The following is a 14,044-nucleotide window of genomic DNA, read 5'->3' on the forward strand; positions in this document are numbered from 1 at the left end:
CTGGCCCCGCGGTTCGCGATCGGTCCGCGGGCAGGGCGTCACGGTCTGCCTGCAGCGGCTCGGCGGGCGCCCAGCAGACCCAGGGCCAGTACGCAGAACACAGCGCCGGCGTGGAATGTGGCGGCAGGGCCTGCCCTGTCCCAGAGCAGCCCGGCCAGGGCGCTGGCTATCAGCATGGCCAGTCCGCTCACCAGGTTGAACATGCCGTAGGCGGTGCCACGCAGATCCGCGGGAGCGGTATCGGCCACCATGGTCGCCAGGAGACCTTGCGTGATCCCCATATGAATGCCCCACAGCACCACGCCCGCGATGACCACGCCCCAGTGGCCAAACATCCCGAGGATGAGATCGGCGGCAATCAGCACCGCGAGGCCAAGCGCCAGCAGCGCGGTATGGCTTACGCGATCCGACAGCTTGCCGAACGGATACGCCGTCAGCGCGTAGACCACGTTCATTGCCACCATCACCAGCGGCACCAGCGCGACGGGGATGCCTCCTTGCTGGGCACGCAACACCAGGAAGGCCTCCGAAAAGCGCGCTAGCGTAAACACGGCGCCAATCACCACCACCCACCAGTACGCCGGGTCCAGCCGTTTGAGGTTGCTGCGGCGGATCGGGTTGGTGCGATGGGGGCCCGCGTGCGCATGCGGCTCGCGCAGGCCTAGCGTCAGCAACGCCACCGAGAGCAGCCCCGGCACCACGGCCACCCAGAACACCGCCCGGAAATCGTCCGCCCACAGCAGCATCAGGCCGGCAGCAAGCAGAGGGCCCAGGAATGCCCCTACCGTATCGAGCGATTGCCGCAGCCCGAACGCCGCCCCGCGCAATTCGGGCGGCGTGATGTCAGCGACCAGCGCATCGCGCGGTGCGCCACGCACGCCCTTGCCGACACGGTCCAGCAGGCGCGCTGTCAGCACGATGCCCGCCGTGGGTGCGATGGCGAAGAGCGGCTTCGTGAAAGCGCCCAGCGCATAACCGAATATCGCCAAACCCTTGCGCCTGCCGAGGTAGTCGCTCAGCGCGCCGGAGAAGATCTTGACGATCAGCGCGGTCGATTCCGCCGCCCCTTCGATCACGCCCACGGTGAGCGCGCTCGCCCCCAGCACCGACACCATGAACAACGGCAGCAAGCTGTGGATCATCTCCGAGGCGATGTCCATCAGCAGGCTGACGAAGCCGAGTACCCAGATGCCGGATGGAATCTGACGCAGGACGCTTGGGCGCGGGGTAGGGGTCATGGCGTGGAGGCGAGTTCGGTTTGAAAGCGTTGGACTTGCGATCGGACTCCGGCGCGCACGGCCTCCCACACCCGTGCGGAAAAGTCGTGGGGCAGGATGGCCTCGACGCGGTCCAGCCCCGCGGGTGCACGCTCGACAAGGGCCTGCATCTGCGCAAACGCATCCGGAACCCCCGATTGTGCTGCCAGGGTTTGCCAGTGTCGCACGTGAATATCGGCCAGGCGGGCGTGCACATTCTTGCCGCGAAGCGCCATCGCCAAGCGAGCCCGATACGGCGAGAGCTGGTTCGGCCCGTCGCCCATGATTGGCCAGACAGAGAGCACGTCGTACAGCGGCGTCATGCGGAAACGTCCGCCTCGCGCGATGGCCAGCGAGAAGTTCTTTGCATGCCCGTCCGTGGCCGCCAGCAGCCAGAAGGCAAGCTGCGCCAGTACGAAGCGGCGCTTGTCGTCGACAGCGTGTTCGGAGGCGGACAGCAAGCCAAGGCACGCGCGCATGCCCGGGCCGCCGTCGTTTTCGTACTTGCGGTGCGCGGGTGTGCCAGTAGCCTGGCAGAAATCCTCTTGCGGCAGGCGCGCGATCCACGTGTTGCCCGGCATCCAGCGGCGGTCGAAGCGTTCGACGGCCAGCACCTTGCGATCGCCGAAGCGCGCCATTTCCGTCCGGGCCACATCGAGCCCCCATGCCGCCAGCAACTGCGCACACAGCCATTCGTTGTCGACGGAGTCCTGCATGTCCGCGCGAATGTTGCCGATCAGGCCCAGCGGCAGCTTGAGGATATGCGTGGTGGGCGTGGCGCCCAGCGGCCGATGCCATGTGTTGCCGATGCGCAGCAGGGCAGTCTTCTCCTGCGCGCCGGCAATCGAGATCCGGAAGGCATCAGGGTCGTCAGCGTCCTCGCCCAGTGCAGGCGTGGCGGTCAGGTTCTGCAGCAACGCATCGACCCGAGCCTCGGTGAGGGGCTCGCTGTCGATGCGGTCGTAGCCGGTGGGCGCCATGCCCGGTGGCAGGAGTTGCACTGCGCCCACGCAATCGCGTCCGATGGCGGCCAGCAAGTCGGCTGCGTGGGTGGAGGCCAGGCCGAAGCGACGTCTCACGCGCTCGCGAATGGACTGAGCGTCGGGCAGCAGGTTGTCAAAGTAATCGTCGACCACTTGCCCGCGCAGTTCGGGCACACCGGCCGGAATGGGCAGAGACAGTGACAACGGGCGTGCGTTGGGCGAGCGCAACCACGCCTCGTCATAACGCAGGATTGGCACGCCGGCACGGCTGGCCGTCCAGACGCCGACATGCTCGCCGTTCATCCACAGGTGGAGTTCGGGATGAGCCATGGCTTACCAGTCAGCCGGCGTGTCGGCGGCTGGCGGGACTGTGCGCACCGCCAGTTGCGCGCCCAACGCATGCAGGATGCGCAGTAGTTGCTCGAAGCTGACGGCCCCTGGGTCTTTCTCGATGTCGGCGATGCGGTTCTGGCTCACGCCGAGCAGGGCGCCGAGTTGCGCCTGCGTCAGTCCGCGTGCCTTGCGCAGCGACTTCAGATGCGCCGACAGCTGTGGTGCGGAAGACAGTTGCGTATCCATGATGATCACCTCAAGACGATAACGGTAGCTTATCGGCTTTAAGCGATAATTGCAATATATCGCTCAGGGGTGATTATTTTGCGATATCGCTCCTGGACGATATCAAGGCTATCGCGTCGGAGGGCGCGCAAGCGCCTTTCCGGCCAGTGCGGATGCATAGGGGGCATCCGGCTCCGCGTGGCTCCATCCTGCGGCGGCCAGCCGTGTCGAACCTCATAGCGGCAGTATGAAGGCGCAAACCAAGCGATGGGCGGCGTTGGCGCACGTGGTGGCGGATGCCGTCGCTGTTTTCCTGGCGTGGCTCACGCCGGAGGCGTGCATTTTCGCTTGTGACGTTGGCGTTTTTCTGCGCATAAGCCGGATTTATGAAACAATATCGGGTTAATCACTAGTGGGCACTGGTACGGTTTGCGCGGGAATTACGCCGCTTTTGCGTCGTTCTCCTGTGAATGCCACCGTTCAGACATGACTTACGCCGTCAAGGAAATTTTCTACACGCTGCAAGGCGAGGGTGCCAACACCGGCCGCGCAGCAGTCTTCTGCCGCTTTGCCGGCTGCAATCTCTGGAGTGGGCGCGAAGCCGATCGCGCCACCGCCATCTGCCAGTTCTGTGACACCGACTTCGTCGGCACGGACGGTACGCAAGGCGGCAAATACCCCACTGCCGACGCACTTGCCGATACCGTCGCCGCCGAATGGCCGGACAGCACCAGCGGCGGCAAACCGCTCGTCATCTGCACCGGCGGCGAGCCGCTGCTGCAACTCGACACGCCGCTGATCGACGCGCTGCACGCACGCGGCTTCGAAATCGCCATCGAGACCAACGGCACCATCGCCGTGCCGGAAGGCATCGACTGGGTGTGCGTGAGCCCCAAGATGGGTTCCGAACTCGTCGTCACGCGCGGCGACGAGCTGAAGGTGGTGATCCCGCAAGACGGGCAGGACCTCGACGCATACGAACGGCTGGATTTCCAGCATTTCTTCCTGCAGGCCATGGACGGCCCGCTTGCCCGGCAGAATACGGCGGCAGCCGTTGCGCTGTGCCAGCGCCGGCCGCGCTGGCGCCTGTCGCTGCAAACCCATAAGATGCTGGGCATCCGCTAAGGCGGGCCGCAGCACTTTGTCCCCGGTTTTCTGCCGGTTCCAGCCGTTTCGCGGCGCCTGCTGCCGCCACCTTGCTCCATGACCAAGACCGTTTCCATCACGCGCCGGCTCGAATTCGACGCCGGCCATCGCATCCCGGGCCATGCGGGCCAGTGCCGCAATCTGCACGGCCACCGCTACCAACTCGAACTCACGCTCGAAGGCGTTGTCCTGCACAACGACAAGGCTGCCGACGACGGGATGATTCTCGACTTCGGCGACGTCAAGCAGCTCGCCAACAAGCACCTCGTCGACCTCTGGGATCACGCCTTCCTCGTCTATCGCGGCGATACCAAGCTGGTCGAATTCCTGAACGATATGGAAGGCGGTCACAAGACCGTCGTGCTGAATGACGTCCCCACCGTCGAGAACCTCGCGCAGATTGCGTTCGACATTCTCGAGCCAGTGTTTCGCAACACGTTTGGGCACCATCTGCGTCTGTCCAAGCTCGTGCTGTACGAAACCCCGAACTGCTGGGCCGACGTGAAGCTCGCACGCCCGCACGAGCAGGACTGAATCCCTTCGCATGACGTCGCCGCACGTTCTGACACCGCCTGCCGGCATGAGCACCCACGAGCGAGACGGCTACTGGATGCAGCAGGCGCTCGTGCAGGCCAGGTTCGCATGGGGGCAGGGCGAGGTGCCTGTGGGTGCCGTGGTCGTGCGCGGCAACGAGATCGTCGGCGTCGGCTACAACGCCCCGATCGGCACGCACGATCCATCCGCGCATGCCGAAATGCGCGCCCTGCGCCAGGCCGCCGAAAAGCTCGGCAACTACCGCCTGCCCGACTGCGAAGTCTTTGTGACCCTGGAGCCGTGCGTGATGTGCGCCGGCGCCATGCTGCATGCCCGCGTGGCGCGGGTCGTGTATGGCGCGCCGGACCCAAAGACGGGCGCCGCCGGCAGCATTCTCGACCTGTTTGCCGAGACGCGGCTGAACCACCAGACTGCCATCACCGGCAGCGTGCTTGCGCAGGAATGCGGCGACATGCTGCGCGCCTTCTTTGCCGAGCGCCGTGCGAGCCAACGTGCTGCGCGGCTTGCTGCCATCGAATCCGACGACTGCGCCCCATGATCACCGTTCGCCTGATCGCTCCTTCCGGCTACCCGAATGACGCGGAAATTGCCAGCCGAGGCATTGCGACGCTGCGTGCGCAAGGCTGCGAGTTCGTCAACGAGGCATGCCTCGCGCGCCAGCATCAACGCTTTGCCGGCGACGACGAGGCGCGGCTGGCGGACCTGCACCAGATCGGCACCGGCGCCGGCCAGGAGATCGCGATGGCCGTCCGCGGTGGCTATGGGCTGACCCGGCTGCTGGACCGCATCGATTTTGCGGCCATCCACCAGCGCGCGCAGGCTACCGATACCATTATCGTCGGCCATAGTGATTTCACGGCGTTCTCGCTGGCTTATCTGGCTGCCACGGGCGGAGTGAGCTTCGCGGGGCCGCATCTGTGCTCCGATTTCGGCCTGGCTGAGGTGGATGCCTTCATGGTCGAGCATTTCTGGGGCATCCTGCGTGAGCCCGCGTACCGGCTGCGCGTCGAGGCGCCGCAGGCTGCAGGCCAGGGCGGGCGCATCACCGGCAAGCTGTGGGGCGGCAACCTGGCCATGCTCTGCAGCCTGATTGGCACTCCCTATCTGCCGAAGATCGAGGGCGGCATTCTCTTCGTTGAAGACATCAACGAGCACCCGTACCGGGTCGAGCGCATGCTGCTGCAACTGGAGCAGGCCGGCGTGCTGCCGAACCAGCAAGCGCTGGTATTGGGCGATTTTTCCGGCTACCGCACGACGCCGTACGACGCGGGTTATGACTTTGACGCCATGCGAGACTACCTTGCCGAGCGCTTGCCGATTCCGGTCTTGAGCGGCCTGCCGTTTGGCCATTGCCCCACCAAGGCCACGTTACCCATCGGCGCGCAGGCCGGGTTGGAATTCGACTCTGCGGGCTTTACGTTGCATCTGTCGCGGTATCCGACGCTGCACCGATAGGCCGACCGCCCGTCCGGGTCATGGCCGGATGGTAAAATGCCAGGTTTTCCAACCGGTGCGCGCAAAGTGCTTGCGGCGCCCGCTCACTGCTTTTCAATCAAGGTTCCCACGTGCTTTCCACCGCCAATGTCACCATGCAGTTCGGGCCCAAGCCCTTGTTCGAGAACATCTCGGTCAAGTTCGGCGAGGGCAATCGCTATGGCCTGATCGGCGCCAATGGCTGCGGCAAGTCGACGTTCATGAAGATCCTGGGCGGCGACCTCGAGCCGAGCGGGGGCAACGTGATGCTGGAACCCGGCGTGCGCCTGGGCAAGCTGCGCCAGGATCAGTTCGCCTACGAAGACATGCGCGTGCTGGACGTGGTGATGATGGGTCACACCGAAATGTGGGCTGCCGCGCAGGAACGCGACGCCATCTACGCCAACCCGGACGCGACCGACGACGACTACATGAAAGCCGCCGACCTGGAGGCCAAGTACGCCGAATACGACGGCTACACCGCCGAAGCCCGCGCGGGCGAGCTGCTGCTCGGCGTGGGCATCCCGACCGACCAGCACAGCGGCCCGATGAGCAACGTCGCGCCCGGCTGGAAGCTGCGCGTGCTGCTGGCCCAGGCGCTGTTCTCGAACCCGGACGTGCTGCTGCTGGACGAGCCGACCAACAACCTCGACATCAACACGATCCGCTGGCTGGAATCGGTGCTCAACGAGCGCAATTCCACCATGATCATCATCTCCCACGATCGCCACTTCCTGAATTCGGTCTGCACGCACATGGCTGATATGGACTACGGCACGCTCAAGGTCTACCCGGGCAATTACGACGACTACATGGAAGCCTCCATGCAGGCGCGCGAACGCCTGCAGGCTGCCAACGCGCGGGCCAAGGAGCGTATCTCCGACCTGCAGGACTTCGTGCGCCGCTTCTCGGCCAACAAGTCCAAGGCGCGCCAGGCTACGTCGCGCCTGAAGATGATCGACAAGATCAAGGTGGAAGACATCAAGCCGTCGTCGCGTCAGAACCCGTTCATCCGCTTCGAGTTCGAAAAGAAGCTGCACAACCTGGCGGTGGAAACCGACAACGCGCGCAAGACGTACGACCGCAAGATTTTCGACGGCCTGACCATGGCCGTACGCGCGGGCGAGCGGATTGCCATCATCGGTGAGAACGGCGCCGGCAAGACCACGCTGCTGCGCTGCCTGCTGAACGGCGCCGTCAAGACCGGCGTACAGCGCGGCATCGAGGTCGACGGTGGCACCGTCAAGTGGGCCGAACACGCCAACGTCGGCTACATGCCGCAGGACACCTACGAAGAATTCCCGGAAGACCGCGACCTGATGGACTGGATGAGCCAGTGGACGCAGGCCGGCGACGACGACCAGTCGCTGCGCGGCACGATGGGCCGTCTGCTGTTCTCCGCCGACGACATCAAGAAGAGCGTGAAGGTGCTCTCTGGTGGCGAGAAGGGCCGCATGATCTGGGGCAAGCTCATGCTCGGCCGCCACAACGTGCTGGCGCTGGACGAGCCGACCAACCACATGGACATGGAGTCGATCGAGTCGCTGCAGATCGCGCTGGACAAGTTCGAGGGCACGCTGATCTTCGTGTCGCACGACCGCGAGTTCGTGAGCGGTCTGGCCACGCGCATCATTGAAATTCGCACCGACGGCACGCTCACCGACTACCTCGGCACCTACGACGAATACCTGCAGAGCCAGGGCGTGGAAGTCTGAACGTCGATCGTTCACCGTCACCCAGGGGCCGCCGATGTGCGGCCTCCTTTTTTTGGGGGCAGCGTTCCCCGCAAGGTGAGCGTGCCTTGTCCCGTTGGGACCGACCGACCCGCGACGTGCCGCCCGCCAAGGCTCGTTGACAGTGCCTCCGCCTGATTCCAGAATGCCCTGGCCGAACGCCGCACCGGCATCTCAGCCGCGGCGTTCAGCGCCAGCAAAGAACAATCAAGACATATGAGGAGACTCACGTTGAAAAACGTACTGACGTTCCTGTCGACAGCTGCACTGGTGCTGATGACGTCTGCACACGCGGCGGACCGCCTGCCGACCATTCCGCCAGACAAATACGACGCAGAGCAGGTCAAGGCCGCGCAAGATTTTCTGGCTGCGCGCAAGGTTCCGGTTTTCGGACCCTTCGAGCCACTGATGCATAGCCCGGAGGTGATGAGCCAGGCGCGTGCCATGGGCGACTACCTGCGATACCACTCGGCCCTTGGCAACACGTTGAGCGAACTGGTCATCCTCGTTACCGCGCGAGAGTGGAGCCAGGATTACGAGTGGTACGTGCACCATCCGATCGCCCTGAAGGTCGGGATCAAACCCAGCATTGCCGATGCGATCGCGGACGGCCGCCGCCCCGCCGGCATGAGCGAGGATGAGCAGATCGTCTATGACTTCACGACCGAGCTCATCCGCAACAAGCGGGTGTCCGACGATACCTATGCCCGGGCGGAAAAGCGGTTCGGCAATAAGGGGATCGTAGACATGACCGGCATCTGCGGCTATTACACGCTGCTTGCCATGGAGATGAACGTGGCGCAATACGCGGTGCCGAAGAACGCCGCGAAGCTCGCGCGTTTTCCGGAGCCGTGATCGCCGTGGCGCTCTGTAAGGGCGGCGTGTTGACGTACCTGGGGAGCCAGAACGTTGCCATCTGAGCGCTGACCATTTGCTGTCGCCAAGGGGCCGCCAATGTGCGGCCCCTTTCTCTTTGGGCGCTGCCCGGGGCGAAGGCGAGCTGCCTCGGCCAAGTCTATGAAAAAACCGACTGGATACTATGATTTTTTATCGCCATCGGAATCCGTTGCCATCGCTACACTTGGTCCGCACATCACTGTGAACAAGCCAGGGCTGCGTACAAGGCGTCGCATATCAGCATAAGAAGCGCCAACCGCAGCCCCTCGACGTACCAAGGAGACGAGATGACACCCGATATTGGCGGCCGCATTCGCCTGCAATCCCTGCTGGACAAAGTGGTGTCTGCGGACGAAGCCGCGACCCTGATCCGTGATGGCATGTCGGTCGGCATGAGCGGTTTTACCCGCGCAGGTGACTGCAAGGCGGTGCCGTTCGCGCTGGCCCGGCGTGCCGCGCACGAGCCGTTGCGCATCACCCTGATGACCGGCGCCTCGCTCGGCAACGACATCGACAAGGTGTTGGCCGAAGCCGATGTGATCGCCCGCCGCCTCCCGTTTCAAGCGGACGCCACGCTCCGGCGCAAGATCAACGCAGGCGAGGTCATGTTCATTGACCAGCATCTGTCGGAGACCGTTGAGCAACTGCGCTCGCGGCAGATCGCACCGCTCGATGTGGCGGTTGTCGAAGCCACGGCCATCACGGAAAACGGCGGCATCGTACCGACCACGTCGGTGGGCAATTCCGCCAGCTTCGCGGTACTGGCCAAACAGGTGATCGTCGAGATCAACCTGAACATGCCCGCCAACCTCGAGGGGCTGCACGATATCTTCTTTCCAGTGCAGCGGCCTTATCGCCAACCGATTCCGCTCATTTCGGCGGAGCAGCGCATCGGTCTGCCGTATATCCCGATCGATCCGCGCAAGATCGCGGCCATCGTGATCACCGGGCAGGACGATAGCCCCTCCAACGTGCTGCCGCCCGATGCGGAGACCAACGCCATCGCCGGGCACCTGAATGCGTTCCTGGCACACGAGGTGCGCTCGGGCCGCCTGTCACCCACGCTGCAGCCGCTGCAGGCGGGTATCGGGACGATTTCCAACGCGGTCCTGCACGGCTTCATCGACTCGCCGTTCCATGACCTGAAGATGTATTCGGAGGTGCTGCAGGACAGCTCCATCGAGCTGCTCGACTCGGGCAAGCTGGCGTTTGCCTCGGCTTCGTCGATCACGCTGTCCCGCCCGGTGTACAAGCGGTTCCTGACAGAACTGGAGCGCTACAAGTCGCGGGTGGTGTTGCGGCCGCAGGAGATCAGCAACCACCCGGAGGTGATCCGCCGGCTGGGTCTGATCACCATCAATACCGCGCTGGAATGCGACATTTACGGCAACGTGAATTCGACGCACGTGGGCGGCACGCACATGATGAACGGCATCGGCGGCTCGGGCGACTTTGCGCGCAATGCGCATCTGTCGGTCTTCGTGACCAAGTCGTTGGCCAAGGACGGCGATATTTCGAGCATCGTCCCGATGGTCTCGCATGTGGACCACACCGAGCACGACGTCGACATCATCGTCACCGAACATGGGTTGGCCGACTTGCGCGGGCTGGCGCCGCGCGAGCGTGCCGTGCAGATCATCAGCCACTGCGCGGACCCTCGCTACCGCGAGCTGCTGCGCGACTACGTTGTGCGCGCCCAGCGACGCGGCGGCCACACGCCCCATCTGCTGGAGGAGGCGCTCGCCTGGCATGTCCGTTTCCGTGATCAGGGCTCGATGGCCCCGGCAGGTTCTATGGATGAGAGCCAGCGTCCGGAACCCGCTCTCAGCGCTTGATGCGTGGGCGCCGCTGCTCAGGCGCCCAGCACTTCCTCGCACGTCGCAAGCCACGCGCGAGCGGCGTGGGACAGGTACCGGCCCGGCGACCACAGGTGCGCAAGCGCCCAATCCATGTCCGGAGCGGTCAGGCGTGCCACGGCCAGCTTGTCGCGGTTGGCAAGGTTGGCCACCAACGGCTGTGGCAAAAAAGTCGTGCCCAGTCCGGCAGCCGCCATGGAGGCGAGGAATTCCCAGTGCCCGCTTTGTGCCGCGATGTGCGGCTCGAAGCGGGCTTCGATAAAGGCTTGGCGCAGCTTGCGCGTCAGCGAAAAGTCTTCGGCAAGCAGTAGCAGCGGTTCGTCGCGCAGTGCCGCGAGGGTGACGGTCTTGCCCTTCGCCCACTTCGCCTTACGCGGCCCCACCACCCAGATCGGATACTTGGCGAACGCCCGCGTAGCGAGTTCGAGGCCGCTGTCGCCGGGCAGTACGGTGGCGCCCACCTCCAGTTCACCGCTGGCGACCTGCTGCTCCACGGTCAGCCCGCCATATTCGGCCAGGTTCAGCACCAGGTTGGGATAACGCTGGCGAAACGCGCTCACGACCGGCGAGAAGAACAGGTTCACCATCGGCGGGATGCCGACCGTGAGTTCACCGCGCCCAAGCGAAGACAGGTCGGCAACCTCAAGCGTCAGCCGATGCACCACGCCAAGCGTTTCCTGGCCGCGTGCATAGACGACCCGTCCTACGTCTGTCAGGCGCACCTGCCTGCCTTCGCGGATCAGCAGCGGCTGGCCGATTTCGTTTTCCAGCTGACGAACCATCTTGCTGATGGTGGACTGCGTGACCGACAGCGAGCTTGCCGCCCGGGTGAAGCTCTGCAGCCGCGCGGTTTCAACGAAGTAACGGAGGGCTCGGATATCGATGGACACGGGCGGACCTCTGCCATGAAGCAGGCGAATGGAATACGCAATAGTAATGAGGTTTTTCCATTCCGCGGCGCATGGGTTCCACCGCCGTCTTTCCCACGCCAGAGGGGACGGCTGACCAAACGATTCCGCGCCAGCATCCCGAGGCGGCGACTTGGCGCAAGCGCTTGAGGGATACGCGCAGACGCAACGGAAGCGGCCGGAGAGGCCGCCTCGTTATCAGTGTCGGCAGGGGGATGGCCTAGCTGGTTGCCTCGTCAATCAGCAGATCGAGCTGGGCGATCACGTTGCTGGCGTCGGGCTCCCCGCGTGCCTTGGCCAGCGCGTCCCTGAGCGTTTCGCGCAGCGCGATGAGCTCGGTGATGTTGCCAGCCTTTTCCACCTTCATTTCCAGCAGGTAGCCACGCAGGCCCAGGTAGCGGCTGATGGTTTCCGTATAGAAACGGTAGAGGCGCTGGTACCTCTCGATGCCTTCCTCGCTGGGCGGCGGCTTGGGCGTATCCGCGCCCTCCACTGCGGCAGGCGACCTACCGGGCAGGGCGCTGTTGACCGGCAACGCACCAGGCACATGCACGCGAATGTAGCCAGCTTGTTCGAGCTCATCGAACACGGCAGATGTCATGCCCAGCGGCTCAAGCTGAACGAGGATGTCGTCGCAGGTTTTCTCGCCATTGATCATCAGAAGGAGCGCGCGGTGACGCTGGCCGAGACGATTCGCGCGGGTGCGGATCTCGTCCTGCCCCTTTTCGGTCTTCTGGTAGATGGTGGTGGTCATGCGGTCTCCCTCGTCCGGCGCGTCTGCAGTGCGCGCTCGACTGGCTCTACAATAGCCCGATCATAACCGCCCGGGGGCGATGCTGGCCTCAGTCGCAACCCGGATAGCACAACGCGCACATCGCGCATCCACCAGAGCGAGACAAGCAACGATGCAGCAACGCGACAAGCTTTTCATCAACGGCAAATGGGTCACCCCGCAGGGCAAGGGCGTGATTGAAGTGATTCATTCGGCCACCGAAGCCGTGATGGCGACGATTCCTGAAGGCAGCGTCGCCGACGCCGAAGCAGCCGTGGCGGCTGCCCGCGCCGCCTTCGACAGTTGGGCCGCCACGCCGGTGGCCAAGCGCGCCGAATACATCCAGAAGATCGCCGATGGCCTGAAGGCCCGCAGCGAGGAGCTGGCGCAACTCATCGCCGGTGAAGTCGGCATGCCCATCAAGCTGGCACGCGCCATCCAGGTCGGTGGCCCGGTCTACAACTGGGGCAATTTCGCCAAGCTGCTCGGCAAGTTCGAGTTTGAAGAGCAGGTCGGCAACTCGCTGGTCGTGCGCGAACCGGTGGGTGTGGTGGGCGCGATCACGCCGTGGAACTACCCGCTCAACCAGATCACCCTGAAGGTCGCGCCCGCGCTGGCGGCCGGTTGCACGGTCGTACTCAAGCCGTCGGAAGTGGCCCCGCTCAATGCCTTCGTGCTGGCCGAAGTGATCGAAGAAGCCGGCCTGCCGCCCGGCGTGTTCAATCTCGTCACCGGCTACGGGCCCGTGGTGGGCGAGGTGCTGGCGAGCCATCCGGAAGTGGACATGGTGTCGTTCACGGGGTCCACGCGTGCCGGCAAGCGTGTGGCTGAACTGGCATCGCAATCGGTCAAGCGGGTGGCGCTGGAGCTGGGCGGCAAGTCCGCCTCGGTGATCCTGGATGACGCGGACCTGGCCGCTGCGGTCAAGGGCACGCTGTCGGCCTGCTTCCTCAATTCCGGACAGACCTGCTCGGCGCATACCCGCATGTTGGTGCCGCGCGCCAGGTACGAAGAAGTGAAAGCGCTTGCCGCACAGTTTGCTGCCGGCTACGTGCCGGGTGACCCGTCCCAGGAAACCACGCGCCTCGGTCCACTGATCTCCGCCGTCCAGCGCGAACGTGTGCTCGGCTATATCCGCAAGGGTCTGGAAGAGGGCGCCGATCTGATTGCCGGCGGGCCGGAAGCGCCGGAAGGCCTGCCGAAGGGGTTCTTCGTCAAGCCCACCGTGCTTGGCAACGTAAAGACCACCGACACGGTGGCGCGCGAGGAGATCTTCGGACCGGTGCTCAGCGTGATCTGCTACGACGATGAGGACGAGGCCGTCCGCATTGCCAACGACAGCATCTACGGTCTGGGCGGCGGCGTCTGGTCGGGCGACGAGGCGCGGGCGATTCGCGTCGCGCGGCGCATCCGTACGGGGCAGGTCGACATCAACGGCGGGCCGTTCAACATGCAGGCGCCGTTTGGCGGCTACAAGCAATCCGGCAACGGGCGTGAGAACGGCAAGTACGGGCTGGAGGAGTTTCTGGAGTACAAGGCGCTCCAGCTCAAGCCCGCGCAGACCGCCTGACCTCTCTGCGGCACCTACGAAAAACCCCGGCTTTCGCCGGGGATTTTTTTGATTGCGGCTGGCGGCGCTTACTTCCGGCTGCCGTCGGGGTGGTATCCCTGGGCAGTCCCGTCGGCAAGGATGCGGGTCCAGACAGCGTCGCGCTCGTCGTCGGTCATGAACACCCAATTGCTGACTTCCAGCGCGGTGCGCCCGCAACCTTGGCAGACCTCGTCGAAGAGGGTCGAGCAGATGCCGATGCATGGGCTGTCGGGGCGGCCGAGCAGGGTGCTGCCGGAAGACGCACTGGTCTCTTCGTCGGACATGGGGCTGAGGGCGGAGGGTTGAGACATGAGCG

At 64.5% G+C, this 14,044-nt stretch carries 14 protein-coding genes; 8 read left to right on the forward strand and 6 right to left on the reverse strand.

Translation table 11 applies throughout. From position 1 onward, the window contains the following. Positions 1–38: 38 nt before the first annotated feature. The 3 genes from R2N03_RS06035 to R2N03_RS06045 are packed head-to-tail and all read right to left on the reverse strand — an operon-like array spanning position 39 to position 2,818. Complete coding sequence (locus tag R2N03_RS06035; protein ID WP_316656222.1) at positions 39–1,238, reverse strand: MFS transporter; 1,200 nt, start codon at positions 1,236–1,238, stop codon at positions 39–41. Continuing rightward, entirely contained in the window at positions 1,235–2,569 is a 1,335-nt protein-coding gene (locus tag R2N03_RS06040; protein ID WP_316656224.1) for a type II toxin-antitoxin system HipA family toxin, read from the reverse strand. Before R2N03_RS06040 ends, R2N03_RS06035 begins: the two co-directional genes overlap by 4 nt. Before the next feature lie 3 nt (positions 2,570–2,572). After that, complete coding sequence (locus tag R2N03_RS06045) at positions 2,573–2,818, reverse strand: helix-turn-helix transcriptional regulator (protein WP_316656227.1); 246 nt, start codon at positions 2,816–2,818, stop codon at positions 2,573–2,575. A 465-nt stretch (positions 2,819–3,283) separates the two neighbouring features. On the opposite strand from R2N03_RS06045, the gene queE reads away from it, so the two are divergent. The 7 genes from queE to scpC all read left to right on the forward strand — a co-directional run bounded on the left by queE (position 3,284) and on the right by scpC (position 10,436). Continuing rightward, entirely contained in the window at positions 3,284–3,922 is a 639-nt protein-coding gene (queE, locus tag R2N03_RS06050; RefSeq protein ID WP_316656229.1) for a 7-carboxy-7-deazaguanine synthase, read from the forward strand. 78 nt (positions 3,923–4,000) lie between these two features. Beyond that, positions 4,001–4,477, forward strand: a complete 477-nt coding sequence (gene queD, locus R2N03_RS06055; RefSeq protein WP_232042772.1) for a 6-carboxytetrahydropterin synthase QueD — start codon at positions 4,001–4,003, stop codon at positions 4,475–4,477. Between the two features lie 10 nt (positions 4,478–4,487). Next, complete coding sequence (gene tadA / locus R2N03_RS06060) at positions 4,488–5,036, forward strand: tRNA adenosine(34) deaminase TadA (RefSeq protein WP_316656232.1); 549 nt, start codon at positions 4,488–4,490, stop codon at positions 5,034–5,036. Next, complete coding sequence (gene ldcA / locus R2N03_RS06065; protein ID WP_316656235.1) at positions 5,033–5,953, forward strand: muramoyltetrapeptide carboxypeptidase; 921 nt, start codon at positions 5,033–5,035, stop codon at positions 5,951–5,953. Before tadA ends, ldcA begins: the two co-directional genes overlap by 4 nt. Before the next feature lie 110 nt (positions 5,954–6,063). Beyond that, positions 6,064–7,686, forward strand: coding sequence for an ABC-F family ATPase (locus R2N03_RS06070; protein ID WP_316656237.1), 1,623 nt, complete (start codon positions 6,064–6,066; stop codon positions 7,684–7,686). Positions 7,687–7,935: 249 nt separating this feature from the next. Further along, the gene (locus tag R2N03_RS06075) at positions 7,936–8,559 is read left to right on the forward strand and encodes a carboxymuconolactone decarboxylase family protein (RefSeq protein WP_316656239.1); all 624 of its coding nucleotides are present in this window, start codon (positions 7,936–7,938) and stop codon (positions 8,557–8,559) included. A 329-nt stretch (positions 8,560–8,888) separates the two neighbouring features. Then, complete coding sequence (scpC, locus tag R2N03_RS06080) at positions 8,889–10,436, forward strand: succinyl-CoA:acetate CoA-transferase ScpC (protein ID WP_316656241.1); 1,548 nt, start codon at positions 8,889–8,891, stop codon at positions 10,434–10,436. 17 nt (positions 10,437–10,453) lie between these two features. Here the strand turns inward: scpC and R2N03_RS06085 are convergent, their stop codons facing one another. Both R2N03_RS06085 and R2N03_RS06090 read right to left on the reverse strand, forming a co-directional pair. Beyond that, positions 10,454–11,347: a LysR family transcriptional regulator gene (locus tag R2N03_RS06085; RefSeq protein WP_316656243.1), complete on the reverse strand. Its 894-nt coding sequence runs from the start codon at positions 11,345–11,347 to the stop codon at positions 10,454–10,456. 238 nt (positions 11,348–11,585) lie between these two features. Beyond that, a complete protein-coding gene (locus R2N03_RS06090) occupies positions 11,586–12,119 on the reverse strand; it encodes a hypothetical protein (RefSeq protein WP_316656245.1) in 534 nt (177 codons plus the stop codon). Positions 12,120–12,270: 151 nt separating this feature from the next. Between R2N03_RS06090 and R2N03_RS06095 the strand changes: the two genes are divergently transcribed. Continuing rightward, the gene (locus R2N03_RS06095; protein WP_316656247.1) at positions 12,271–13,707 is read left to right on the forward strand and encodes an aldehyde dehydrogenase family protein; all 1,437 of its coding nucleotides are present in this window, start codon (positions 12,271–12,273) and stop codon (positions 13,705–13,707) included. Positions 13,708–13,775: 68 nt separating this feature from the next. Here R2N03_RS06095 and R2N03_RS06100 read toward each other — a convergent pair whose 3' ends face one another. Then, positions 13,776–14,039: a DUF1289 domain-containing protein gene (locus R2N03_RS06100; protein ID WP_316656249.1), complete on the reverse strand. Its 264-nt coding sequence runs from the start codon at positions 14,037–14,039 to the stop codon at positions 13,776–13,778. Between the last annotated feature and the right edge of the window lie 5 nt (positions 14,040–14,044).

The sequence above is a fragment of the Ralstonia condita genome, from assembly GCF_958405655.1.
In the GTDB taxonomy this organism is placed as follows: domain Bacteria; phylum Pseudomonadota; class Gammaproteobacteria; order Burkholderiales; family Burkholderiaceae; genus Ralstonia; species Ralstonia condita.

What these genes read in the sequence shown, in the direction of transcription:
- tadA (WP_316656232.1), top strand. Translation starts at nt 4,488, where the DNA reads ATGACGTCGCCGCACGTTCTGACACCGCCTGCCGGCATGAGCACCCAC.
- ldcA (WP_316656235.1), top strand. Translation starts at nt 5,033, where the DNA reads ATGATCACCGTTCGCCTGATCGCTCCTTCCGGCTACCCGAATGACGCG.
- queD (WP_232042772.1), top strand. Translation starts at nt 4,001, where the DNA reads ATGACCAAGACCGTTTCCATCACGCGCCGGCTCGAATTCGACGCCGGC.
- R2N03_RS06045 (WP_316656227.1), bottom strand. Translation starts at nt 2,818, where the DNA reads ATGGATACGCAACTGTCTTCCGCACCACAGCTGTCGGCGCATCTGAAG.
- scpC (WP_316656241.1), top strand. Translation starts at nt 8,889, where the DNA reads ATGACACCCGATATTGGCGGCCGCATTCGCCTGCAATCCCTGCTGGAC.
- R2N03_RS06040 (WP_316656224.1), bottom strand. Translation starts at nt 2,569, where the DNA reads ATGGCTCATCCCGAACTCCACCTGTGGATGAACGGCGAGCATGTCGGC.
- queE (WP_316656229.1), top strand. Translation starts at nt 3,284, where the DNA reads ATGACTTACGCCGTCAAGGAAATTTTCTACACGCTGCAAGGCGAGGGT.
- R2N03_RS06100 (WP_316656249.1), bottom strand. Translation starts at nt 14,039, where the DNA reads ATGTCTCAACCCTCCGCCCTCAGCCCCATGTCCGACGAAGAGACCAGT.
- R2N03_RS06095 (WP_316656247.1), top strand. Translation starts at nt 12,271, where the DNA reads ATGCAGCAACGCGACAAGCTTTTCATCAACGGCAAATGGGTCACCCCG.
- R2N03_RS06090 (WP_316656245.1), bottom strand. Translation starts at nt 12,119, where the DNA reads ATGACCACCACCATCTACCAGAAGACCGAAAAGGGGCAGGACGAGATC.
- R2N03_RS06035 (WP_316656222.1), bottom strand. Translation starts at nt 1,238, where the DNA reads ATGACCCCTACCCCGCGCCCAAGCGTCCTGCGTCAGATTCCATCCGGC.